The organism is Hoeflea prorocentri, assembly GCF_027944115.1.
GTDB classification, from domain to species: Bacteria; Pseudomonadota; Alphaproteobacteria; order Rhizobiales; family Rhizobiaceae; genus Hoeflea_A; species Hoeflea_A prorocentri.
The window spans coordinates 1,221,670-1,243,957 of the sequence record NZ_JAPJZI010000001.1 but is presented as its reverse complement, the minus strand read 5'-3'; the positions used below and the strand labels follow the sequence as shown (position 1 = coordinate 1,243,957).

25 protein-coding genes and 3 pseudogenes are annotated in these 22,288 nt (G+C 55.4%); 12 read left to right on the top strand and 16 right to left on the bottom strand.

Going from position 1 to position 22,288, the window contains the following annotated elements; all coding sequences use genetic code 11:
* The first annotated feature begins 21 nt into the window (after positions 1 to 21).
* Entirely contained in the window at positions 22 to 1,038 is a 1,017-nt protein-coding gene (gene cobT / locus OQ273_RS05710; protein ID WP_267989506.1) for a nicotinate-nucleotide--dimethylbenzimidazole phosphoribosyltransferase, read from the top strand.
* 6 nt (positions 1,039 to 1,044) lie between these two features.
* Here cobT and OQ273_RS05705 read toward each other — a convergent pair whose 3' ends face one another.
* Genes OQ273_RS05705 through OQ273_RS05675 form a run of 7 tightly spaced genes read right to left on the bottom strand, consistent with a single transcriptional unit; the run spans position 1,045 to position 5,398 of the window.
* On the bottom strand, positions 1,045 to 1,764 hold the full coding sequence (locus tag OQ273_RS05705; protein ID WP_267989505.1) for an extensin-like domain-containing protein: 720 nt from the start codon (positions 1,762 to 1,764) through the stop codon (positions 1,045 to 1,047).
* Positions 1,765 to 1,817: 53 nt separating this feature from the next.
* Positions 1,818 to 2,504 carry a DUF2461 domain-containing protein gene (locus tag OQ273_RS05700; RefSeq protein ID WP_267989504.1) on the bottom strand — a complete coding sequence of 229 codons (687 nt, stop codon included), beginning with the start codon at positions 2,502 to 2,504 and terminating at the stop codon, positions 1,818 to 1,820.
* A gap of 12 nt (positions 2,505 to 2,516) precedes the next feature.
* Positions 2,517 to 2,846 (bottom strand): TfoX/Sxy family protein, encoded by a 330-nt coding sequence (locus OQ273_RS05695; protein ID WP_267989503.1) that lies wholly within the window; start codon positions 2,844 to 2,846, stop codon positions 2,517 to 2,519.
* 17 nt (positions 2,847 to 2,863) lie between these two features.
* The gene (locus tag OQ273_RS05690; protein WP_267989502.1) at positions 2,864 to 3,256 is read right to left on the bottom strand and encodes an MAPEG family protein; all 393 of its coding nucleotides are present in this window, start codon (positions 3,254 to 3,256) and stop codon (positions 2,864 to 2,866) included.
* Between the two features lie 56 nt (positions 3,257 to 3,312).
* Positions 3,313 to 3,696 (bottom strand): VOC family protein, encoded by a 384-nt coding sequence (locus OQ273_RS05685; RefSeq protein ID WP_267989501.1) that lies wholly within the window; start codon positions 3,694 to 3,696, stop codon positions 3,313 to 3,315.
* A 60-nt stretch (positions 3,697 to 3,756) separates the two neighbouring features.
* Complete coding sequence (locus OQ273_RS05680) at positions 3,757 to 5,022, bottom strand: RNA polymerase sigma factor (RefSeq protein ID WP_333781680.1); 1,266 nt, start codon at positions 5,020 to 5,022, stop codon at positions 3,757 to 3,759.
* A gap of 4 nt (positions 5,023 to 5,026) precedes the next feature.
* Complete coding sequence (locus OQ273_RS05675) at positions 5,027 to 5,398, bottom strand: YciI family protein (RefSeq protein WP_267989500.1); 372 nt, start codon at positions 5,396 to 5,398, stop codon at positions 5,027 to 5,029.
* A gap of 250 nt (positions 5,399 to 5,648) precedes the next feature.
* On the opposite strand from OQ273_RS05675, the gene OQ273_RS05670 reads away from it, so the two are divergent.
* The 6 genes from OQ273_RS05670 (at position 5,649) to OQ273_RS05645 (ending at position 8,322) form a co-directional block, all read left to right on the top strand.
* Complete coding sequence (locus OQ273_RS05670; RefSeq protein ID WP_267989499.1) at positions 5,649 to 5,957, top strand: hypothetical protein; 309 nt, start codon at positions 5,649 to 5,651, stop codon at positions 5,955 to 5,957.
* Positions 5,958 to 6,050: 93 nt separating this feature from the next.
* Positions 6,051 to 6,401: a hypothetical protein gene (locus OQ273_RS05665; protein ID WP_267989498.1), complete on the top strand. Its 351-nt coding sequence runs from the start codon at positions 6,051 to 6,053 to the stop codon at positions 6,399 to 6,401.
* A gap of 165 nt (positions 6,402 to 6,566) precedes the next feature.
* On the top strand, positions 6,567 to 6,770 hold the full coding sequence (locus tag OQ273_RS05660) for a hypothetical protein (protein WP_267989497.1): 204 nt from the start codon (positions 6,567 to 6,569) through the stop codon (positions 6,768 to 6,770).
* A gap of 6 nt (positions 6,771 to 6,776) precedes the next feature.
* Positions 6,777 to 7,292: a hypothetical protein gene (locus OQ273_RS05655; RefSeq protein WP_267989496.1), complete on the top strand. Its 516-nt coding sequence runs from the start codon at positions 6,777 to 6,779 to the stop codon at positions 7,290 to 7,292.
* Between the two features lie 6 nt (positions 7,293 to 7,298).
* Entirely contained in the window at positions 7,299 to 7,802 is a 504-nt protein-coding gene (locus tag OQ273_RS05650; protein ID WP_333781679.1) for a tyrosine-type recombinase/integrase, read from the top strand.
* A gap of 223 nt (positions 7,803 to 8,025) precedes the next feature.
* A complete protein-coding gene (locus tag OQ273_RS05645; RefSeq protein ID WP_267989494.1) occupies positions 8,026 to 8,322 on the top strand; it encodes a tyrosine-type recombinase/integrase in 297 nt (98 codons plus the stop codon).
* 266 nt (positions 8,323 to 8,588) lie between these two features.
* On the opposite strand, the pseudogene OQ273_RS05635 reads toward OQ273_RS05645, so the two are convergent.
* The 5 genes and pseudogenes from OQ273_RS05635 to OQ273_RS05615 all read right to left on the bottom strand — a co-directional run.
* Positions 8,589 to 8,877 (bottom strand): annotated as a pseudogene (locus OQ273_RS05635) (Tn3 family transposase); the annotation flags it as partial.
* A gap of 799 nt (positions 8,878 to 9,676) precedes the next feature.
* A complete protein-coding gene (locus OQ273_RS05630; RefSeq protein WP_267989493.1) occupies positions 9,677 to 10,102 on the bottom strand; it encodes a hypothetical protein in 426 nt (141 codons plus the stop codon).
* Entirely contained in the window at positions 10,093 to 10,674 is a 582-nt protein-coding gene (locus OQ273_RS05625; RefSeq protein ID WP_267989492.1) for a hypothetical protein, read from the bottom strand. Before OQ273_RS05625 ends, OQ273_RS05630 begins: the two co-directional genes overlap by 10 nt.
* On the bottom strand, positions 10,656 to 11,708 hold the full coding sequence (locus OQ273_RS05620) for a hypothetical protein (RefSeq protein WP_267989491.1): 1,053 nt from the start codon (positions 11,706 to 11,708) through the stop codon (positions 10,656 to 10,658). The genes OQ273_RS05625 and OQ273_RS05620 overlap by 19 nt, the downstream gene beginning before the upstream one ends.
* 182 nt (positions 11,709 to 11,890) lie before the next feature.
* Positions 11,891 to 12,931: an SMI1/KNR4 family protein gene (locus tag OQ273_RS05615; protein WP_267989490.1), complete on the bottom strand. Its 1,041-nt coding sequence runs from the start codon at positions 12,929 to 12,931 to the stop codon at positions 11,891 to 11,893.
* A gap of 339 nt (positions 12,932 to 13,270) precedes the next feature.
* Here OQ273_RS05615 and OQ273_RS05610 point away from each other — a divergent pair.
* The 4 genes and pseudogenes from OQ273_RS05610 to OQ273_RS05595 form a co-directional block, all read left to right on the top strand.
* Positions 13,271 to 13,416, top strand: a pseudogene (locus OQ273_RS05610) (transposase domain-containing protein); the annotation flags it as partial.
* Complete coding sequence (locus OQ273_RS05605) at positions 13,413 to 13,643, top strand: hypothetical protein (protein ID WP_267989489.1); 231 nt, start codon at positions 13,413 to 13,415, stop codon at positions 13,641 to 13,643. The pseudogene OQ273_RS05610 and the gene OQ273_RS05605, both read left to right, overlap by 4 nt.
* Positions 13,644 to 13,883: 240 nt before the next feature.
* Entirely contained in the window at positions 13,884 to 14,180 is a 297-nt protein-coding gene (locus OQ273_RS05600; RefSeq protein ID WP_267989488.1) for a hypothetical protein, read from the top strand.
* A gap of 76 nt (positions 14,181 to 14,256) precedes the next feature.
* Positions 14,257 to 14,646 (top strand): acyl-CoA thioesterase, encoded by a 390-nt coding sequence (locus OQ273_RS05595; protein WP_267989487.1) that lies wholly within the window; start codon positions 14,257 to 14,259, stop codon positions 14,644 to 14,646.
* A gap of 26 nt (positions 14,647 to 14,672) precedes the next feature.
* Here the strand turns inward: OQ273_RS05595 and OQ273_RS05590 are convergent, their stop codons facing one another.
* Complete coding sequence (locus OQ273_RS05590) at positions 14,673 to 16,274, bottom strand: DHA2 family efflux MFS transporter permease subunit (RefSeq protein ID WP_267989486.1); 1,602 nt, start codon at positions 16,272 to 16,274, stop codon at positions 14,673 to 14,675.
* An 18-nt stretch (positions 16,275 to 16,292) separates the two neighbouring features.
* Complete coding sequence (locus OQ273_RS05585) at positions 16,293 to 17,360, bottom strand: HlyD family secretion protein (RefSeq protein WP_267989485.1); 1,068 nt, start codon at positions 17,358 to 17,360, stop codon at positions 16,293 to 16,295.
* Positions 17,361 to 17,564: 204 nt separating this feature from the next.
* Between OQ273_RS05585 and uvrB the strand changes: the two are divergent.
* Positions 17,565 to 20,058, top strand: a pseudogene (gene uvrB, locus OQ273_RS05580) (excinuclease ABC subunit UvrB); the annotation flags it as partial.
* Between the two features lie 340 nt (positions 20,059 to 20,398).
* Here uvrB and OQ273_RS05575 read toward each other — a convergent pair.
* Together OQ273_RS05575 and dusA are read right to left on the bottom strand one after the other, a co-directional pair.
* On the bottom strand, positions 20,399 to 21,016 hold the full coding sequence (locus OQ273_RS05575; RefSeq protein WP_267989483.1) for a class I SAM-dependent methyltransferase: 618 nt from the start codon (positions 21,014 to 21,016) through the stop codon (positions 20,399 to 20,401).
* 152 nt (positions 21,017 to 21,168) lie between these two features.
* The gene (gene dusA, locus OQ273_RS05570; protein ID WP_267989482.1) at positions 21,169 to 22,170 is read right to left on the bottom strand and encodes a tRNA dihydrouridine(20/20a) synthase DusA; all 1,002 of its coding nucleotides are present in this window, start codon (positions 22,168 to 22,170) and stop codon (positions 21,169 to 21,171) included.
* Between the last annotated feature and the right edge of the window lie 118 nt (positions 22,171 to 22,288).

Sequence of the window (22,288 nt, the reverse complement as noted above, 5' to 3'; positions counted from 1 at the left end):
TCATTTACAAGGACATAACTGATGTCGACCACCGGTCTACCCTTTGACGATATTCGAGAACTGCTGGCTAACCTCCCCGGTCCGGATGCTGACGCGGCCGCGGCTGTACGCAATCGGGATGCGGTTCTTACCAAGCCGCCCGGCTCGTTGGGCAGACTTGAGGAGATCGCCGAATGGCTGGCGGCATGGACCGGCCGTCCGCCAGCAGTCAATCGTCCGTTGGTGGCAGTTTTTGCGGGCAATCATGGCGTAACCGCCCAGGGCGTGTCGCCCTACCCCGCGGACGTCACTGCTCAGATGGTGGCGAACTTTGCAGCGGGCGGCGCGGCGATCAACCAGATCTGCATCACTCACGATCTTGGTCTCAAGGTTTTCGACCTGGCGCTGGAACTGCCCACCGCCGACATTACCCAGGAAGCTGCTCTCGATGAACGTTCCTGTGCGGCCACCATGGCGTTCGGCATGGAATCCATTGCCGGCGGAACCGACCTTCTGTGCATTGGCGAGATGGGGATCGGCAACACCACGATCGCCGCCGCCATCTGCCACGGCCTTTACGGCGGCAGCGCGGCAGACTGGACGGGACCGGGCACAGGGGCCCATGGCGAGGCGTTGACGCGCAAGATCGACGCCGTTGAGCGGGCTGTTGTGCTGCACAAGCCGCATCTTGGCGACCCGCTCGAATTGCTTAGACGGCTCGGCGGACGTGAAGTTGCCGCCATGGCGGGCGCAATCCTGGCGGCTAGGATGGAGCGCATACCGGTGATCATCGACGGCTATGTGGCAACCGCGGCATCTGCAGTCTTGCAGGCCGCCAATCCAAGTGCGCTTGATCACTGCGTGGTTGGCCATGTGTCGGCCGAGCCCGGTCACACCATGCTCGTCGAAAAGCTTGGAAAGAAGCCACTCCTGTCGCTCGGCATGCGGCTGGGCGAAGGCACCGGCGCCGCGCTGGCCGCCGGCATCGTCAAAGCCGCAGCGCAGTGTCACAGCGGCATGGCGACATTCGAACAGGCCGGCGTCAGCGACAAGGACTAAACGGGACTATTTGCAGTAGCGGTAACCGCTGCGGCGCTTGGCGACATCAAAGTGAAAATGATCGTCATGAAAAGCGTCGCTGCCCGGCCCGAGCACCGTCGTGAAGAAGGTGCAGCCTGATTTTCGCAATGCCTTTAGAAACAGCTGCTCAGGCGCGCCCTTCTTGGGCCGTGATGCAACATCGACAACCGTACCGTCGGACATGTGGAAGCGCCCGAGATCGATCGCATTGCCCTTGGCGTGCTCGGACAGCTTACTGCCCTTCTGGGAATTGCGCGTACGGCAATCGTAGGAGGCATATTGATCGATCTTGACGAGATCCGACCCGAAGCGTTTCCTGGCTTCCGGCCCGGCCGATTTTGCCGACCAGCCGGCCAACGCCTCCGCCGCGGGGCATGACAGCACCGTTCGGCCGGAAAGACGAACATTATCAGGCAGGCGCGTAACCTCTACCGGGTAGCGAATTCCACAACCGTTCTTGCCGTAGATGCGCTTGACCGGATGAAAACGCACACCGGCCTTCTCAAGTCGCTTGCGGCATGTCCGCTCCTCATCGGGCAAGCCGGGACGCTGCGCGGCCTTTGGAACCGGAGGCTTGATCTCCTGCGGAGACGGTTTGGATTTTGGCACGGGCACAGACTGGCCGCCGGCACCGGTAACGGATGAGGCAAGCAGCAGCGATACGAACAACAAAAAAGCGCGCCGCAGGCGACGGGAATTTGGCATTCGGGTTCGATATCATGACCAGGCTTTGAAGAAAATGCCCTGAACCGTGCTGATCAGGCCGTTTCAACGTAACGGTTAATCCAGCGGTTAAGCGGACTAAGGGCGCGCAGAATGTCATTGAGATAACCCACCGCCTCCGGTCCGAACAGTCTCTTATCCGGCTTTGGCTTGTCGTGTGTCATCGCGACAAGCCCCTTGCGTCGAAGCAACTCAGCAATCGCACCATCCGCTTCGAAACCACGCGGCACCCGCTGCAGTTCAGGATCGCCCGGTGTACAGCCGATAGCCTTCGCCTCACTGAGCGCTGTTTCCAGTTGACCGCGTGCCTTGCTGTCCTGAACTGCAGAACGGTAGCGCTCCAGCCCTTCGCTGGAAAACGCCCAGTGCCCGGCGCCAAATCCAAAATGATCATGCGAGAGCACCAGATGCGTTCCGGCCGATCGGTTCGGATGATCACCGGTCCACAAAACGATGTGCATATGGGTGTGATACGGGGTCTTGTCCTTCGAGAAACGGGTATCGCGGTGGATGCGCCGCAGTGATTTGTTGACCTTCGGCACGGCGTGGTGCGGTGGATCAAGCGACGCCGCTACCGGCGAAAGGGCCTCAATAAGCTGCATGGCGGGCTCCACGAAGTATGCGTCGTAATCGGCCCGATGCGCTTCGAACCATTCACGGCTGTTGTTTTTGTTCAGGTCCTGAAGAAACCTCACGGACTTTTTGGGAAATCCCTCAAACATGATGTTGATCCTCTATTTTGGTGGCAATGCGCCGACGAAACGCGCGGTGAAATCAAGCCATTGCTTCAGGCCAGCTTCGATGGCTGCATCCGCCTCCACCCAGATAAGGCCACCCATTTTGCGGCCGGTAAAGTCCATGGGCCGCGCCCCAGGCCTTGTCAGGGCCTCTGCCTCCAGATCCTTTCCGACCCGGAACATGAAACTGTCGTGATTGGCGACGCCGGCAAACATATTGCCGTTAAGCAAAAAACAGACGCCGCCAAACATCTTCTTTTCGCTGATACCTGCCCTTCCCTCCAGCGCTTGGCGCAGGAGCTCGGCCAGATGTGGATCATGAGCCATGAAAGGTCCCTCTGTTATCAGGCAATCAACCCTGTGCTGCGGCCGATAAGGTAGACGCCGAAAACGGTCAGTAGAAGCCAGGTCAGCCCGGTTCCAAAGAGACGGCCCGGCGTGCCGCCAACCCCCAGCAATGAGCCGGCATGCGAAAGGCGAGCGACAACCAGTACCCAGCCGCCCGTCCAAAGCAGCCAACCGGGGGCGCCCGCATATTCGCTGGCGCCCATGCCGATAAGCAGCATCGGGACATACTCGATGAAATTGCCCTGGGCGCGCAGGGCACGCATCATTTTCCGGTTTCCGCCATCGCCGAAATCGATCTCGTATTTGGCACGATGCCCGCTGGTTATCGCGGACAGGACCGTGAGCATCAGCAGAAAAATCCCGATGAATGTAATCGTCGTGGTCATCATGACGTTCCCTCCAGGGGCCAAACGGCATCCGGCGCGGCAAGCCGCGCCGGCCAGGATCAGCCCTGCATGCTCTCATAGGTGATCAACGATATAGAAGCGCCGTAGGGGTCGCGGATCTTCGCCATCCGCCCGACACCCGGATAATCTGCCGGCTCTTCAACACCTTGTGCGCCGTTCTCGACCGCCGATTTGAAGCGGGCGTCCACATCGTCGACGGTGATATAAATCGTCCAGGCACCCTCCGGCGCGGGTTGCGGCATGAAACCGCCAATCGGGTTCTCACCCACCACAATAGCGGAATAGGAAGAACCATCCTGCATAGGCATGTCATTGACGTGCCACCCGAGGACGGATTCGTAAAACTTACGCGCGCCTGCCGGATCGCTTCCGCTGTGCTGTATCCAGCTTGCCGCACCATGTGTCTGCATCGGATTTGACATTGTTTCCTCCTTGGAAAATCAGGTTTCGATATTCCAAGGACGAACGGGAACCAGCGGTCCCTACATGGCGTCGGTATTTTTTTGCTTTTGGCCGCAAAGCGCGATCTTTTCTCGGATATGTTCGTATTCCTGACCGGTTGGCCCAAGCTCCAGCGCGCGCTTGTAGGATCGGATCGCTTCGCGGGTTTCGCCGCCCTCATCAAGCAGCGCAGCCCGCGTCGTATGGAAATAGAGATAATTCGACAGGGCATCCGAAAGACTGGAAAGATGCTCCAATCCGGCTGCCGCGCCGCGCACTTTGGCCAAAGCCACCGCACGGTTAAGCGACACGACCGGGGTTGGATGCACCTGCTCAAGCGCCGCATAGAGTCGCTCTATTTCCTGCCAGTCCGTATCATCCGCACCGGCGGCCGCACAGTGCACGGCAGCAATCGCCGCCTGGATCTGATAGCTTCCCGGCCGCCCGCGCAGCAGAGCCTTTTCGAGCAGAACCTTGCCCTCGGAGATTTCCACACGGCTCCAAAGCGATCTGTCCTGTTGTTCAAGCGGAACAAGGCCGCCTTTACCATCTATTCTGGCGCGTCTGCGCGAGTGCTGCAGCAGGCAAAGCGACAAGAGGCCCATGACTTCAGGCTGCGACGGAAACAGCGCGATCAACAGCCGGGCAAGGCGGATCGCCTCCTCGCACAACTCCGTATGGATATGAATATCTCCACCGCTGGCTGAATATCCCTCATTGAACAGGAGGTAGATCATCGTACTGACCGCATCGAGCCGCGCGGCTCGCTCCTGCAGGCTTGGCGTATCCAGCTGCGTCGCAAGGCTGGAAGCCTTCTTCTTCGCCCTGGTGATGCGTTGTTCCATAGCTTTTGGGCGGACGACAAAGGCGCGGGCGATTTTCTCCACGGAAAACCCGCCAATCACTTTCAGCGCAAGGGCCAGCTGGTCCTGCAGGGAAAGATCCGGATGGCAGCACATGAACATGAGCCTCAAAACATCATCTCGCAGTTCCGACAGATCAATCTCGTCCGCAAGGTCTGCTTCAACGTCGCCTGGGTCTTCTTCTTGCTCCGGCATGACATCCTGGAAGACAATACGTTTGTCGCGCCGCACCCGGTCAATCGTCGCATTGCGTCCAGTCAGAAGCAGCCATCCCGTCGGATCGCGCGGCAAACCGTCCCGACGCCATCGCTCAAGTGCACGCAGACAAGCCTCCTGATAGGCTTCCTCAGCCAGATCGATATCCGAAAAACGCCGTGTCAGCGCCGCCAATACCCGTGGCCGCGCCATGGCGAAATGCGCGGCGATCTCACTCTCAAGCGGCACTCAATCAGTCCGTATCGTCACTGATTGTCCCGCCGCCCCAGCCAACCGGCCTGACTTCATACGCCGCAACGCCGGCCGGCAGTTTTTTGGCCTGTTCGATCGCTTCGTCGATGCTCGCACATTCGATAATGTAAAGGCCGAGGAGCTGCTCCTTGGTTTCGGCAAAGGGGCCGTCGAGCACCAGCACGCTCTCACCGCGCTTGCGCACCGTCATCGCCGATGAGGTGTCCATCAGCCGCGCCACCGGTCCGAGCGTTCCCTTCTCATCGAGTTCGGCCTGCAGGTCACGATGGTGCTGCAGCGCTATTTCCTGTTCCTCCTCCGGCAATCGTTCAAAGAAACCTTCCGTCCCGTAGATCAAGATTGCGTATTGCATAAGTAACTCCCGGTTCCATGGCTCTGTTTAAACGATTGGGCGAAACCGTATCCGACACATTCACCACAATGATACCGATGATACGAATTGCAAGCCATACGAACACGTCCGATCACGCCTTGCTGGCGAACTATAGCAAATGCGTGAATTCCGCTTTTCGAGCCCGACCGCCGCCATAATTAACTCAAAGACCGCGCCAATCGGATGCGGCCATCCTTTGGATGCATGACGGATTTGGGAGAATTACATCATGAAAAGAGTAGTCTTGGCAGCTTGTATCGTGTTGGTCAGCTTCCCGGCATTGGCAATCGAGCGTTACAACATACAGAACATGAGCTGCAGCGCCGTTCAGCAGGCAGTCGACCGGGACGGTGCCGCAATCCTGCGCTGGAGCTCGAAACGGAACCCGCAACTGACGCTCTATGACCGCTTTGTCAAAAACAGCCTGTTTTGTGACAAGGGCAAATTCCCGCAGCGGGCTTACGTTCCCACAAGCGATACAGCCAGCTGCATGGTTAGGAAGTGCGTCAATCCCACCTTCGACCGCTCGAACAACTGACAACAGTCAAAGGCAACCTCAGCGCGCGGGCACGACCGTCCGCGCGACGGTCCCTATAGAAATTGTGCCTGAGGCTACATAGATACTGTAGATATGCTTCAGGCGCGTGGTGGCATCAGGGAGAAAACCGCCATGAAAAGACTTCTGTTGGCACTTTGCATTGTATCAGTCGCCACTCCGGCACTTGCGATCAAACGTTACAACGTCCAGGCAATGAGCTGCGCAGCCATTCAACAGGCTGTGAACAGGGATGGAGACGCCATTCTTCGTTGGCAATCACCGAGGAATCCATCCTTGCCGATCTATGATCGCTATGTTCGCAATGCGCTGTTCTGCTCACCAAACGAATTTGCAAAACGCGCTTTCGTGCCTTCGAAGGACAGACCGCATTGCGCCGTGCGCACATGTGCGGACATTAGCGAAAGCCTGTTTTTTGACGATTGATTCCTGACGGTTCGCCAAGTTGAGCTTATAGATTATGCCGAGCTGTTGATTGTGCCGACATAAACCTGCAGTTTCTTGCCCTTTAAGACAATCACGTCAAAAACATCGGCATAATTTCCCAGCACTGATGTTGGCTCCTCCGGTTCAAACCATTTGGAGGACAAGATGAACATTGCACTATCTGAAGCAACACCTGCGGGACCATTGTGCAAGTATCAAGATGCGTGTTTCGATTACGTTACCTTGCTGGGATACAGTCAGCGGCGCTGTTTGCTGCTGAACGAACTTTTCGCTGATCTTGACCGCTGGCTCGCTGTAAGTCAGCTTTGTGTCGCTGATATCTGCGATGCTGTCTTAGAGCATTCGTAGCCGAGCGTGTCTCAACTGGTCCTCGGCGAGCGCGAGTGCTCAGCTGCCGGACCTTTGACGCCCATTGTCGAGGGCTATCGCAAGTATCTCATGGTTGACCAGGGTATCCTGAGCAAAACGGCGGGAGGATACATCCATGAAATCATGCCATTTTTGGCGGCCTATACCGGCGATATAGGCGACGTGCACAAGAGGCTGTCGACATTGACAGAAGCCGAAGTCATCGCTTTCGTCGCAGCAACATATCCAAAGATGAGCAGATCTGGCGCCGCCATGTTCGTCACGACTTTGCGGGCATTTCTGACGTGTCTCCATTTCAGCGGGATCACCGACCGATCAATGACGGCCTCGGTACCAACCGTTCCGGGGCGGAAAATGAGCAGCCTGCCAAAGGGTACTGCACCGGACACGCTCAAACTGCTCCTGGATAGTTGCGACCGAAAGACCGCCCTTAGGGCAAGGCGTCACGCCATTTTGATGCCTCTCAGCCGCTTGGGCCTCAGGGCGGGCGACGTCGCCTGACTTCAATTGGAAGACATGAAATGGAGATCGGATGAGATTGTTATCGCGCATGCCAAAGGAAGCCGAACCGCAGCGATGCCACCACCGGCAGATGTGGGTGAAGCTATTGTCGATTGTGTTGCGCATTGGCGACCACACAGCGCGCGTGGTCGCACCGCTTTTGTGCGCTTTCAATCGCCCCACGGGCCGATGACGTTTGAGGCGGTGTCGCAAGTCGTGCGCCGCGCGGCGCAGCATTGCGGGCTGGGTGGCATTTCTGCCCATCGACTGCGGCATACAGCTGCGACAGAGATGCTGCGCAATGGGGCGTCACTGCCGGAAGTTGGTCAGGTTTTGCGCCATCGGCAGATGATCACCACAGCGATCTACGCAAAAAGTAGATCAGGAAGGGTTGCGATCTATCGCCCGTATTTGGCTGGGAGCGTTCGCATCAACATCTTTCGTAAAGCCTCGATTACTTTGCTGTGCGCCGCGCATTTAGCTTCAAGCTTGTTCGGTCGGAAAAGATGATATCACAGTTTATCACCCATCTTGAGAAGCAAGGTCAAACACGCATCACAACGGAGATGGCTTTGTCCTGGGCGATCCTTCCGCAAGCGGGCCAGGCCTGGGCTTACGCAAGGCTTTCTGTCGTTCGTCGGTTCGCGCAATACATGTGTAGAGCATTGATCCGGCGATCGAAGTGCCGCCAACGCACTTTCTCTTGTAAAACAAGGGGCGTGCGACACCGTACATGTCCTTAAAGCAGGACCTTGACGCACTTGTAGATGCGACGCGGATATTTCGGTCTGCAGATCGTGCGCTGACCACGAGCGCCTTGATCACACTTCTCTTTGTGACTGGCATGCGTATTGGTGAGACGATCAGATTGGATATTGAGGATTTTGACGCCACACGCGGCACATTGCTTGTCCGCAACACCAAGTTCGACAAGACCCCTGAGATCCCGCTGCACCCGTCATTGGTGACAGCACCGTCCAGCTACCTCAAACGTGATGATCAGCCTCGGCGCCGTCCCGGCATCATGTAAACCCAGATTTCACGACCTTCGCCACACCTTTGCGGTGAATACGATTTTGGATGGTTATCGGGATGGCAATACACCCGGCAACCGCATGGCGCTTGTCGGCAAGAGACTGGGACAAAATGCGGAGGTCGCATCGTGACTGCGCTTGCTCCAACGCTGCAGGTATTCTTTACAGAAAGGTTGATGCCGCAGCGTCAGGTCAGCCTGCACACGATCGCAGCCTACCGGGATACGTTCAGGCTGCTTCTGGCGTTCGCGTCAAAGCAGAAGGTAACCCCGCCACCCAATCTCGATGTGTTCCAGTAGATGATGATTGCAGAAATGAGGTTCAGCCCTGCCATCTGATAGTGCTGGCCCTTGGTGGTGCGGTTGCGGATTTCACCTTGGCGACCAATTCTCAACGCGTTCTTCAGGGCGTGATGCGCCTCGCCCTTGTTCAGACCGATTTTGTGCACGGCGTTGCATGTCAGCATCGAGCAACCAGCCTATGATAAACAGCGTCCGTTCTATCCGGCCGATTTCACGCAGGGCTAGGGCAAGTTCATGCTGGCGGGGATACTCCACATTTGATGGCTGCCAGAAATGTAGATGTCACAGATCCTCAATCAATTCGGTCGTCAATTGCCGCAACAAGGTGCTGGCGCGAGAGATTTGAGGAATATCAGTGTCAAATGTACCTCCCCAAGAACTCCGGAACGAGTTGCCTGGCTTAGCGAAGACTCTGCATGTCCTATGATATAGTTCTGCCCCCTACCGGAATCGACCTCACCCACGATCACAAGATAAACAGGCTTGACGAATTGCTTCCTTGGAACTGGACGCCAGCAGGTGGCGAAGTTTGCAGGCGGTCTAAATCCGGCGGCTACAAGGCGTCTGGGTCGGTGACTGTTGAAGCCAATGCAGTTGGCATCGAAAATCGGTTAGGTAGCGTAGATTAAGAAAACGTTTGAGAAAACTATTGGGAGTTTTGTTTTGATTTACGTGAACTGAACGAACTGTAGCGCCACCAAAGCCATCCTAGACAACCAACGTTCGCAAAAACCAATATGATCAGGATGACCAACATTGTGTTGTCTGTTACTTCCGAAGACAATACGAAGCTGGCTTCAACGAAAGCAAGAACAATCGCGATGGGGGCAATTGCTGTGGCAGCTATCCCGTTTATCACTTTTCTCCACAAAAGCAGCTACTCTAATTCCCGCACATCAAATGTCTCCATGCGCATGTAAAGGGCGGGCTTCAAAGTCAATGTTGGAAACCACGGACAACGGATAGCCGCATGGGCGATTGCGCATCTTGGTTAGGCCCATCCGCCAGAATGCTTGGTGTGCTATTGACCAATGTTCATCAGGATCTTTCAATAAAGGAAGATTAACGCGGCAGCCATAGCAATGACAACTGCCCAAAAGGCCTTGCGCAAATTTTGCAAGTTTGCAGGATAAGGTGCCAACGTCACTTCGTAAGGAAGATGCGGAGTTGGATCCACACCAGTGTTTGGATTTATCTGCACAGTCTTTTGGGGTGTTACGATTTCCAAAAGATGTGCCTTTAACTTACCATCGGTTCGATAGAGCGTAGCTTTGGTCACATCTGCATGCGGCAGTGACCAATCGCCGATCTCGACCCTGTCTTCAAAAATCTTCATATGAGCACGCCGCGCGCGCGCCCATTCCAGAGAAACTTTCGGCGCACCACTTAGTCGATCGGTTGCTTTAACAAATACGGCAAAGCTTGGGACTTCCATTTCAAGATTCTTTCTGACTCGATTTACGATCAGCGCCAAAACCTATCAAGCCTTGCAAAGTACGCGTTGTGCTCCTCCAAGCTGGCAAAATCGATGATTAAATAGCCGACCAGTATTCCTATTCTTTGATTTGGGTTTCGGGATAATGGATGTTGGTGTAATACCTGATTCCATATCCACTCATCGCTGATTATGTCAGGTCGTAGCAAATGAATGGTGACGAGGGACAACATACTCCCCTGCCGAGTATCACCCAGTCGCTCCCCATCCTTGAGTGCCTGATCAACAAGAGCTTGCACTTCCGAATCTGAGAGAACGCTGGTCTCGACTGCAAATTCAGTCCGCAAGAACTCGAATAAGCGTTCTTCGAACCTGACTATTGAAGGACCAAATTCCTTAAAGCTCAGTTTGCCACAGTCTGCGGCGTCCAAGTCATGATGGAGACGATAGACATCGGAAATGAAAAACACTTCCACTTGGGGCTCTATGCCACTAACGTCATGTTGATGCTCAGCCGAACTCTCTGAAATGTGGCCAACACCAACTGAAGTTGCAAGCAGCAGCGTGGCCGACAGATTTTTCGCTAAACACACTACGTGCACCTTATCCATGTTTCTTCAAATTCGGGCCACCGAAGTTTCAACACATTATCGACAAGCGCCTCAATGTCCTCAAAGTCCATATCTTCGTCGGGGTCATTAATCAGACGTGAGATGCGTAAGCCCTGTAGCGGGTGTAACTGGCCTTGAGATGCCATTTTAACTACCTGTTTTTGTAACTTGGTATTCTTCAATCCGTTCCTTCGCCAGTTCTCGGAAAAACGTTTGTGAGAACCAACGCCGCCATCTATTCCCAAAAACTCTGCACCGCTGGCTGTTCCGAAAGCCTTTTGAAAAGACAATGTCACCGCTTGAATGTCATTGACGTAACGGGAAACACTGTAGTGTGTTTTCACTTCTGGTCCTGCGGATTCTTTAAAGCGGCTTGACCACAAATTTTCCATTCGGAATGAATCAAAATCAGTAACATAGTCTTTAAAATACTTCGATGTTTCTTTCTGTTCAGCGTAGAGGATAACAAAACGCTCCAGAATCTGACGATCTTCATCCTTGGTCATGTAGGCTTCCGAGAGGTCACGCAGCACATGAGCATGTCGCATAAAATTAAGGGTAGTCATTGGCTCGCACATCATTACGCCCGGGACCACATCGATGTGGAACTTGGTTTTCTGCCAAGTGTCAAAGTAGCTATCAGGCTCAAGCGCCATTTCCTTCAAGGCTTTATTATAAGCTTGGTCATGAAAGCCATTGAAAACAGCAAGTGAGAAATCCGTGATGACCTTTTGTTCTGTGTCATCAACCAGTTCGGAGAACTCATCGCTGTAATGCACCCAACGGCAAGCGTCTTCCCAAAAATTTCGATGAGGAAACTCATGCGGACCACCTGTCATTCCGTTTTCCAGCCAATCGTAAAATCGCATCAGATCGGCATCACTCAGTTCCGAGAAGTCGCTTTGCCTTAGAGCCTGCGCGACAAGATGATACCAACGGACCCACCCTAAGACCTCGTCTGCATCATAAACCGCATGTGGTGCGCTCTCAGTCGCTCGGACACAGACCGACCTGAGGCTTTCTGGATTGTCCAAATCCAATCCTATCAGTGGCATCAGATCCCAAATGCACTCCAGCGACAAAATGACGACTATTTGCCCCAGTCTATTATCGTCGTATGTGTCAATAAAAGGAGTAGAAATCATGGCATTGCGTTATATGCCTTTACGCTCAAACAGACATTTCTTGCGTTTGTTTGGGTAAGTTGATCACACCGCTAGGCCCTTACTAGCTGGGCAAAAAATTCATCAAGAGAATTGGCGGCCAGACCTATTCTCGTGTTGTCGTTTGTGTCCCAGGGATCATCACTTTCCTCCCACACATAGACAGATGAAGAGACCACACCCAGCTTCAGCAAAAAGTACACAAATCCACCGCCGACAGCAAAGGCCATATAGCCAGGCGGTATCAAGCTACCTTCTGCCGAATCCGTCAACCAGCTACGATCCTTTTTCATTTGCTCAGGCGTCAGGAAATGATCAAAAGACCCTTGGCAAACATCTACAATCCTGTCCGGGTCCTCAAATTTATATGTCAGCCAGCGTGGTACCTCTCCATCGTTCAGATAAGGGTAGCCAAAAGCTTCCACCAGCTTCCGGTAGTCTTGTGGTATCTTTCCACCCCACACTTCTTCCATCCAGGAAAAATCTTCGGAACAAGCTTTCTGGATATCCTGTTTTGATTTCCAGAAGGTGTACACATCGATGTCTTCGTTCTCAACAGCATCGCCACCTGCCAAACCATTGATAAAGTCCGTGAAACTGGAGGCTACAGACCCCAAACGTGTGTTTTCCCCTTCGCCCCAGGCATCATACTGATCCTCCCAGAACCAAACATTCGGCGTATCAGTGCCCAGTTCAAGCAAAAACAGATTGGTTCCCGGATCGGCACCGAAGGGCAGCATATTGGTTGGGAAAAAAGGCTGCTCAGCTTCATTGTCCGGGTCGTCGATCATGTGATGGCGGATGGTCAAAAGCACATCTGTAGCCATGATACCGGCTAACTGGCATTCGAAATGCTGCTGAATGTCACCTTCTTGATACGTATAGGATGTTTGACTCTGCCCGTCGCAGGGGAATGATGTGCCGCCATAGGTCGACATGAAATGTTTGTAATCTTCAGGCAGGGAATATCCCCATGCACGCTCAATGCGTTCAAAATCTCTCTCAGTCATCAAGGTTACTGGATTATTTCCACCAAGCCGTTCTGAGCGGTGTTCCTCAAAATACTTCAATGTATCGGGCAATAACTTAAACATAAAATGTCCTGTAGCACGCAGTAAAAGCGATAATCTAGGTGCCCAGCTTGCGCAACGCCGCGGTCGCAAAATCGCGATGGCCTCCCCCGCTGGTCGCATTGTGTTCATTCGTCATCGAATTTGGGTTGATGGCACAGACTTTATACCAGATGCAGCACCGAAACCTGTCTGATCGGATGATACACCGACCATAGCTTGCCTGATTGCAAGCTTTCGTGGTTCCGATGATGCCCAGGTCATGGACCGTCGCTAACTGTGACCGGCGCACCGCCTACGCCAAACCGGACGCATACGTTCCTTAGGGTCAGGCTGTTATCACTCAAAAGTCGCAAGTCAGAGGAGACCGCCAAAGTGAACGGCTCGATCCGCAAGCTTACCTCGCAGAGATCCTCGACCGCATCCATGATCATAAGACCAACAGGCTCAACGAAATGTTGCCGTGGCGTTGGGAGCCCAAAGCCCGGCTGACGGGCGAAGCCGCATGATCGCGAGAACAACTTATATTTGCTCCATCGCCCACGTTGCCAGCCTGCTGGGAGAGGAGTTGAGAATAGTAGAGGTCATCATCAGCAACGACGACAATCCCACCTACGGCAATATCGTCAGCCTCCAAACGGGTCCCGAAACCTATATTACGGCCCTGATCGACGAAGGTATCGAAGAACTCCGCGAAATGCTCACAGCCGCGTGCTGTGCGACGAAGGGCAGATAATCAAATTTACTCCGAAGCTGCGTGGAAAGGCATCTACGGATAGACCCCATGAAGCAATACCACATTATGCCGGTGTTTTTGGCATGATCGTCATAAAACGCGGACATCGGCTGGCTGATGTTGGCATAATTGAGGGGTCTGCATTATATCGGTCCACCATGGCCGAAAACCTTCGAAGGCCCTCGATGATCATTCCGGGGCTTTCGCCGGGAATTGAACAAACACACACGGGAGAATGACTTGAAGCGTCTTGCCCTTTCCCTGACAATCCTGCTTGTTGCCGCGCCCGCCGGAGCAGTCCAGACTTACGACATCGGCAATATGACCTGCAGCCAGGTGCAATCCATCCTCAAACGCGATGGTGTTGCGCAGTTGCGATACAATTCAAAAAGCAACCCGTCTCTTCCGATCTACAACCGTTACGTCTCGGGAAGCACCTTTTGCAGTTCCCGCTCGATTGCCAATCTGGCAACGGTTCCGACACGCGATAACCCTTCCTGCCGGGTCAAAATCTGCAAGCGGTTCGGAGACCGTTAGAACAGACGAACCTTTCTGCAGTTGCATTGCGTCGCAAAGCCGGTATCAGTCCCTTCGACCAGGATCGGAGGCGACCATGACATCGACTGAAACAGAAATGCCAACAGGTGATCTCACGCTCCGCACATTGGCAATGCCGGGCGATGCCAATGCGGCAGGGGATATATTTGGCGGCTGGGTCATGGCGCAGATGGATCTGGCCTGCGGCATTCGCGCCGCCGAACATGCAGGAGGACGGGTCGTAACAGCCGCCGTCAACGAAATGGTGTTCGAAAAACCAATGCATATCGGTGACACGCTTTGCGTCTATACGAGTATTGAAAGCACCGGTCGCACGTCCATGACTCTCAAGGTCGAGGCCTGGGCGCAACGCTATCTCAAACCGGTCAGGGAAAAGGTGATCGACGGGCATTTCATCATGGTCGCGCTTGACGAAAACGGAAAGCCGACACCGATCAACACCTGACTGATCGCAAGGTCTGTCCGGTCCCTTTATTGCGAGCCCGAATATCCGGCCGCCTTGAAAAAGCGCCCGAATGGCCTGACATCAAGCCAACCGGCATAGCTGCCGCCCTTCCGTTTCGCCGAATCGCCAAAGAACACGGCAAGCAGCGCGAGACCGAATGTCATGAAAGACAGGTGCTCGGCAATCTGGAATATGGTCAGGAGCTGGGTCTGGCTTGACAAGAGATCGGCGACATAGGCCATTTGCGTGTCGTAGGACACGCCATCAAGCGCGTCGAGATACTGGTTGAGCGCCGGACTTGCAGGATCGATATCACCGGCATAACGCGTCCAATTCGCCAGGTTGCCGTTGTAGATGAGCGTTCCGACGGCCGTGGTGCCGAACGAAAAGCCTAATGTCTTTGTCAGATTGAAAAGCCCGGCCCCTTCGTCCCGTTGGTCGGGCGGGAGATTTGCAAAGGCGCGGGCGGCCAGAATGGGAAATACCAGCATCATGCCGAACACGATCATCACGCCGGGCGGTACTGCCTGCCATGGGCCGAGATTTCCATCCAGGCGGCTGAACCAATACCAGCCGGACCCCATGATCAGACAGGCCATGATGTAGCTGATCCTGAACGACAGGAATGATTGCAGCCTGCCGGCGATGAAACTGCCCGTCACGCCACCCAGACCGTAGCAGCCGATCACCAGGCCTGCTGTTGAGGCCTGCCATCCAAGACCATCCACAAAGAGCTGTGGCGCAATGATCATGATCGCAAGGAAAGTGCTGCCCATCGCCGTCACCACCAGGCAACACAGGGTGAAATTGAGATCGGCAAAGAGCCCGATATTGATAATATGCCGCTTGCCCAGATGGATGCCCCGTCCGGCAACAACCAGTGCGGCGACAAAGGAAATCAATAAAAGATACACGATCGTCTGCGATCCGAACCAATCGAGCTTGTCGCCCTGGTTGAGAGCGATCTGAAGCGATGAAAGCATGGCAATGAGGAAGCCGAGACCAAGCCAGTCCGTCCTCATGGCGATATGCGGTGTTCGTCTCACAAATGTCAGGATCAGGATCAGCGCGACCGCGCCGACCGGGACATTTACCCAGAAATTCCAGCGCCAATCGAGATCCTGCGCCAGATAGCCGCCAAGCATCGGGCCGAGCGCAGGCCCCCCCATGACCCCGACAACCCAGAAAGCCAGGATCTTGGCTCGCTCCTCTTCCTCGACCGCATCGATCAGCATGGCTTGCGACAGGGGTATGAGCGGGCCGGAAAACAGGCCCTGTATAAAACGAAAGGCCACGATCATATCCAGATCCTGCGAAAGGCCGCAGGCCACGGATGATGCGACAAAGCCGACAACGGCCACCTGGATCAGAACCCTGCGTCCCAAAACGCGCGAAAGGTGCCCGGTAATCCCGATAACGATCGCCTGCCCGACGGCAAACATGGTGATAACCCACGTCACCTCATCCGACGTCGCATTCAGATTTCCGGCCATATAGGGCAGCGCTACGGTCACAATTGTCAGATCAATGGACGCCATCAAAGAGATGAACAGCGTCGTGACGATAATCATGTTGCGCTGAAAACCGGGCGGCAGCGGTTTGATCTGATGTGCCGGTTCTTCGGACATGGGCAAAGCCGCCGCCTTCTACTGGCCGGATGCACCAGTCGGCGGATCGGTATTGACCTCAACCGACACACTGGTCCCGATGCGGTAAGGATAGGCAGGGTCAATCGTGTCAAGGGCAATGCGGACAGGGATGCGCTGCGTCACCTTCACCCAGTTGCCTGTCGTATTTTGCGCCGGCAATAACGAGAAAGATGCAGCCGAGCTGAAACCGATACTCTCAACGACGCCGGTAAACTCCTTGTCGCCATACATGTCGATAGTAATCTTGACCGGCTGACCGGGCTGTATTCGCTCGACATTGGTCTCTTTAAAATTGGCGTCGACCCACCATTTCTGCGATTCAATAAACGGGAAGAGATCGTCGCCAGAACTGACGACATCTCCCTGCCTCAAAGTGAGATTTGTGACATATCCGTCAGCAGGCGCAACGATATTTGTCCACTCAAGATTGAGTCGGGCCTCCGCCAATGTCGCTTCGGCGTTGTCAATTTTTGCCTGTATGACCTCCGGCGTGCCGTACTCACGTTCTGCAACGGTCAAATCCGCCTGAAGCGTTGCAAGCTTTGATCTTGCAGCCACAAGGCTGTTTTCAATCTCAATGCCCTTGAGGACCGGTTCAACACCATCACGCACCAGAGGTTTGGTGCTGTCCGACAGCGACTTTGCCGTATCGACGGCTGTTTGCTGTTCAGCCACTTGTGCCTTGGCGGCTGCGACCTTGGCCTTGCCTGCTTCGATTTCCTGGTGAACGAGCACAAGACTGGCTTCAGCGGCCTTGAGTTGGGCCTGGTAGAGGCTCGGGTCGAGCTGAAACAGCTTGTCGCCGGCCTTTACAGCCTGATTGTCCTCGACAAAGACCTGTGCGACCTGGCCATCGATCTGCGGAGACACCCATATGTAGTTGGCATTGATAAAGGCATTGGCAGTGGCGGGATGATCGCGCTCGAAATTCCAGTAGAGATAGATGCCGAACAGCAAGACGCCGCCGATGGCCAATGCTCCAACGACAATCAGAAACTCGCGGAGCCTACTCGTGCTTTGGGCACCTGCTTCATCCGCTGATTGCGTCTTGATTTCCGCGTTCATGCCCTACCTCAATTCAACTGAGTCGATCGGTCATCCGAATCTGCCGATGGCTCACATTATTGACGCACGGCACAATTGCAAATGGGCTGTGATCGCCCTCCCCCGTCAGCGAAACGCATCCTCCTGACAGAACACTGTCAGGAGCGAGCGAAATCAGCGCGGTCCGCCCTTTCCATTTTCACATTCAGTCGCCATATTCGCTCCATGAGCTCCAAAAATAGGAAGACCCGGCCGGACGGCTTCGGCGAGAGCCCCCAAAAGCCCCTCGAAGGCACTCCGCTTTCGGGTGATATCGCCACATGGGCTGAGGAAATAGCCGGTGAGGCCAAGAAAGCACCGAAGCCCAAAAAGAAAACGGACCGCAACACGACGGCCGGCAGAACCGCACGCGGCACGTCCATCGGAGGTAGCAAGGATCCGAAGACCCGTGCGGCCGCGGGCCTTAACCCGGTTGCCGGTCTCGATATTTCGCTGGAGGAAGCCGAAGCCCTTCAATCGAAAGCAGAGCCGAAGCGCAAAACCGCGAACGGCGGCAAGGACAGCGCCGTCTCCGGCGGCAGCGCCGGCGTCACGGCAACCGTGGAAGCCCTGTCAAAACTGATTGAGTCGGGAAATCCGCTGTTCAAGGACGGTCAGGCCTGGGTACCCCACCGACCGGCACGCCCGGAGAAATCCGAAGGCGGCATTGAAATCCGCATGAAAACGGAGTTCGAGCCGAACGGAGACCAGCCGACCGCAATCGCCGATCTCGTCTCCGGGCTTGGCGACGATGACCGTACGCAGGTGCTGCTCGGCGTCACCGGCTCGGGCAAGACCTTCACCATGGCCAAGGTGATCGAGACAACCCAGCGTCCCGCCCTGATCCTGGCGCCGAACAAGACGCTCGCTGCCCAGCTCTATGGCGAGTTCAAGAATTTCTTTCCGGAAAACGCCGTCGAATATTTCGTCTCCTATTACGACTACTATCAGCCGGAGGCCTATGTTCCGCGCTCCGACACCTATATCGAGAAGGAATCGTCGATCAACGAGCAGATCGACCGCATGCGCCACTCGGCGACCCGTGCTCTGATGGAGCGTGACGATGCGATCATCGTTGCATCGGTTTCCTGCATCTATGGTATCGGTTCGGTCGAGACCTATACGGCCATGACCTTCCAGATGCAGGTCGGTGACCGCCTGGATCAGCGCCAGCTTCTTGCCGACCTCGTTGCCCAGCAATACCGTCGCTCCGACATGAACTTTGTACGCGGCTCCTTTCGTGTGCGCGGAGATACGATTGAGATCTTCCCCGCCCACCTTGAAGACCGTGCCTGGCGCATTTCTCTGTTCGGGGACGAGATCGATACGATCACAGAGTTCGACCCGCTGACCGGGCAAAAGACGGACGAACTCAAATCGGTCAAGATCTACGCCAATTCCCACTATGTGACGCCCCGTCCGACGCTCAATCAGGCCATCAAATCCATTCGTGGCGAACTGGTCCACAGGCTCGCCGAACTGGAACGCGCCGGCAGGCTTCTTGAGGCCCAGCGGCTTGAACAGCGCACGCGTTATGATCTGGAAATGTTGGAGGCGACCGGCTCCTGCCAGGGGATCGAGAACTATTCGCGGTATCTGACCGGCCGCGCACCCGGAGAACCGCCGCCGACACTGTTCGAGTATATACCGGATAACGCTCTGATTTTCCTCGATGAAAGCCATGTTACGGTGCCTCAGATCGGCGCCATGTATCGCGGCGACTTCCGCCGCAAGGCGACCCTTGCCGAATACGGCTTCCGCCTGCCATCCTGTATGGACAACAGGCCACTGCGGTTCGAGGAATGGGATGCGATGCGGCCTCAAACTGTCGCTGTTTCAGCCACGCCTGGCGGCTGGGAGCTGGAACAGTCCGGCGGCGTTTTTGCCGAACAGGTCATCCGGCCCACGGGTCTGATCGATCCGCCCGTCGAGGTACGACCTGCCAAGAGCCAGGTCGATGACGTTCTCGACGAAATCCGACTGAAAACACAGGAAGGCTACCGAACGCTCGTCACCGTCCTGACCAAGCGCATGGCTGAGGACCTGACCGAATATCTGCACGAACAGGGCGTGCGCGTGCGCTATATGCACTCCGACATCGACACGCTGGAACGCATCGAAATCATCCGCGACCTTCGGCTCGGCGCCTTCGATGTACTTGTGGGCATAAACCTCCTGCGAGAAGGTCTCGATATCCCCGAATGCGGACTTGTCGCGATCCTAGATGCCGACAAGGAAGGCTTCCTGCGCTCCGAAACCTCGCTGGTTCAGACCATCGGCCGGGCGGCGCGTAATGTCGACGGCAAGGTCATTCTCTACGCCGACCATGTGACCGGCTCCATGGATCGGGCAATGACCGAAACCAACCGGCGACGCGAAAAGCAGATGGCGTGGAACAAGGAACACGGTATCACACCTGAAAGTGTGAAAGCCCAGATCGCGGATATCCTGGACAGCGTTTACGAACAGGATCACGTCCGCGCCGACATTTCCGGCTTCAAGGAAACCGGCGAGATGATCGGCAACAATCTCGCAGCCCATCTTGAGGACCTGGAGAAGAAAATGCGCGACGCCGCTGCCGATCTCGACTTCGAGGAGGCCGCGCGCCTGCGCGATGAAATCAAGCGGCTTCGCGATACCGAACTTGCCGTCATGGACGATCCCCTCGCCCGGCTTGAAAACGATATGGCCGCCAGCCCGAAAGCACGGCGCGAGAAGAAGGCAAAACCGCGCGGACCATTACCACGCAGTGAGCGCGACGGCTATTTCCAGAAGCCGACGCTCGACGATATGGGCCCGGGCACCGACATGCCCAAGCCAATCAGGCGTGGAAAGATCGGCGCAGGCTCCTACGAAGACGACGGCGAAAAACGTCGCCGGCAGATGACACGCGGCAAGACGGGCAAACCCGGCCACTGAGGATCCGGCTCTACACCGTCATCCGGGCAAATCGCTATACCTTCCCGCAAAGCAGTGCTTCCTGTTTGAAAAGGTTTTCGCTCGAAGCCGAACGGTGGACGTCATCCTTTTTCGGCACAATGGAGTGCAAGACTGCCCGCTGATGCTATTTTTTGAACACTGGAAAACCCGGCATCCCGCAAAGACGCGGTCTGTTCGGTAACGGTCATATAAAGATCCTTGTTCTGCGCACCGCCCTCACCATGGAAATGATCGGAAACAAGGTAAAAACCGGCGGGTTTCAGGATTGCACGGACCTGCCGGTGCAATGCGGTGGCGTGCATTTTGTGACGCAACTCATGCACAGCCTGATTGGTGACGACGACGTCAAACGGACCAAGCCCGTCCGTCCAGCGGTCTGACTTGAAACTGCGCTCCACAAAGGTGACCCGACCAGCAAAACGCCTTAGCCGCTCGCGCGCAAGCACATGCATCGCCGGTGAGAAATCGAGCGCGACATAATTGACATTGTCTATTCGCGACAACAAACGCTCGGCGAGAAAACCCGGTCCCGACCCGAGCTCCAGTATGACCGATGAATTTGATGCGCGGGCTCGGGTCTCTTCAGCAATAAGGTCGAGAATTTCATCTCGTCCGGGCCTCGTGTTGGCCTTGCTCGCCCAGTTGCGTGCATCGTCCATCTTGCGCAGATCAATGACGCTCGGAATATCATTCGGCATGTTGTTGGCTCCGTTGCTGATACCATGTCTTCCCCAGCGGTCAATCTGGCATGGTGAACGGCAGTGCTTGGTCCAGCCCAAGTGTGCCTGACGGCTCCTTTGGATGTCCACCCGAAAGAGTCCGGCAGCACCCGCACTGTCTTATTTCCAGGTCAGGCAACGAGCGGTTCCGGCAGACGCACACAGGCAAAGGCCTCGGCAATAAGCTCCGGATCGGCATCTTCCCGGCCCGCACCCCCTGAAAGAATTTGCCGGAAGCGACGGGCGCCTGGCTGCCCGTGAAACAGCCCGACCATGTGGCGCGTTACGTGGATGAGCCTCCCGCCGGACGCGATATGGCGGCCCGCATGCTCCATCATCGCATCGCGGACATTTGCCCAGTCCACCTCGCTGTCCTGACCAAAGAATTCCCGGTCCACATCCGCCAGCAGTCCTGCATTGTGATAGGCGGCGCGTCCAAGCATGACGCCGTCGACGTTCGGCAACAGCGCTTTTGCATGATTCAAATCTTCAATGCCGCCATTTATCCCGATGAATCTGCTAGGGAATCTTCGCTTGAGGCGAAATACCTGATCATAGTCCAACGGCGGGATATCACGGTTTTCCTTCGGGCTGAGCCCTTGAAGCCACGCCTTGCGCGCATGCACCCATAAAGCGTCTGCTCCGGAGCCGAACACGGCATCGGCCATCGCATCGAGCGCTTCTTCCGGATCCTGATCGTCGACGCCCAGACGGCATTTGACCGTAACCGGGATTTTGACGGCACCCTTCATCGCGCTCACGCAATCGGCGACAAGCTGCGGCTCCCGCATGAGACACGCCCCGAAGCGGCCGGACTTCACCCGATCGGACGGACAGCCGACATTCAGGTTGATCTCGTCATAACCCTCATCCGCGACGATGCGGCTGGCCGCAGCCAGCTTCTCCGGCTCACAACCACCAAGTTGCAACGCGACGGGATGCTCTGCCGGATCAAACCCGATGATTTTCTCACGGTTCCCACGGATCACAGCATCGGCAACCACCATCTCGGTATAAAGCAACGCTCGCCTCGTCAGCAGCCGATGCAGAAACCGACAATGCCTATCAGTCCAATCCATCATTGGCGCAACGGCGAAGATTTTCTCTTTATTTTTCAGATATTTATGATACATTTCAATAAGATCAAACGAAGAACGAGGTGGCTGATTTTGGACAAATTTGCACGGATTTGTACCTCTTTTGATCTCTTAGTGCACGGAATTTGCACGGATTGAAAGGACTGCACGGATC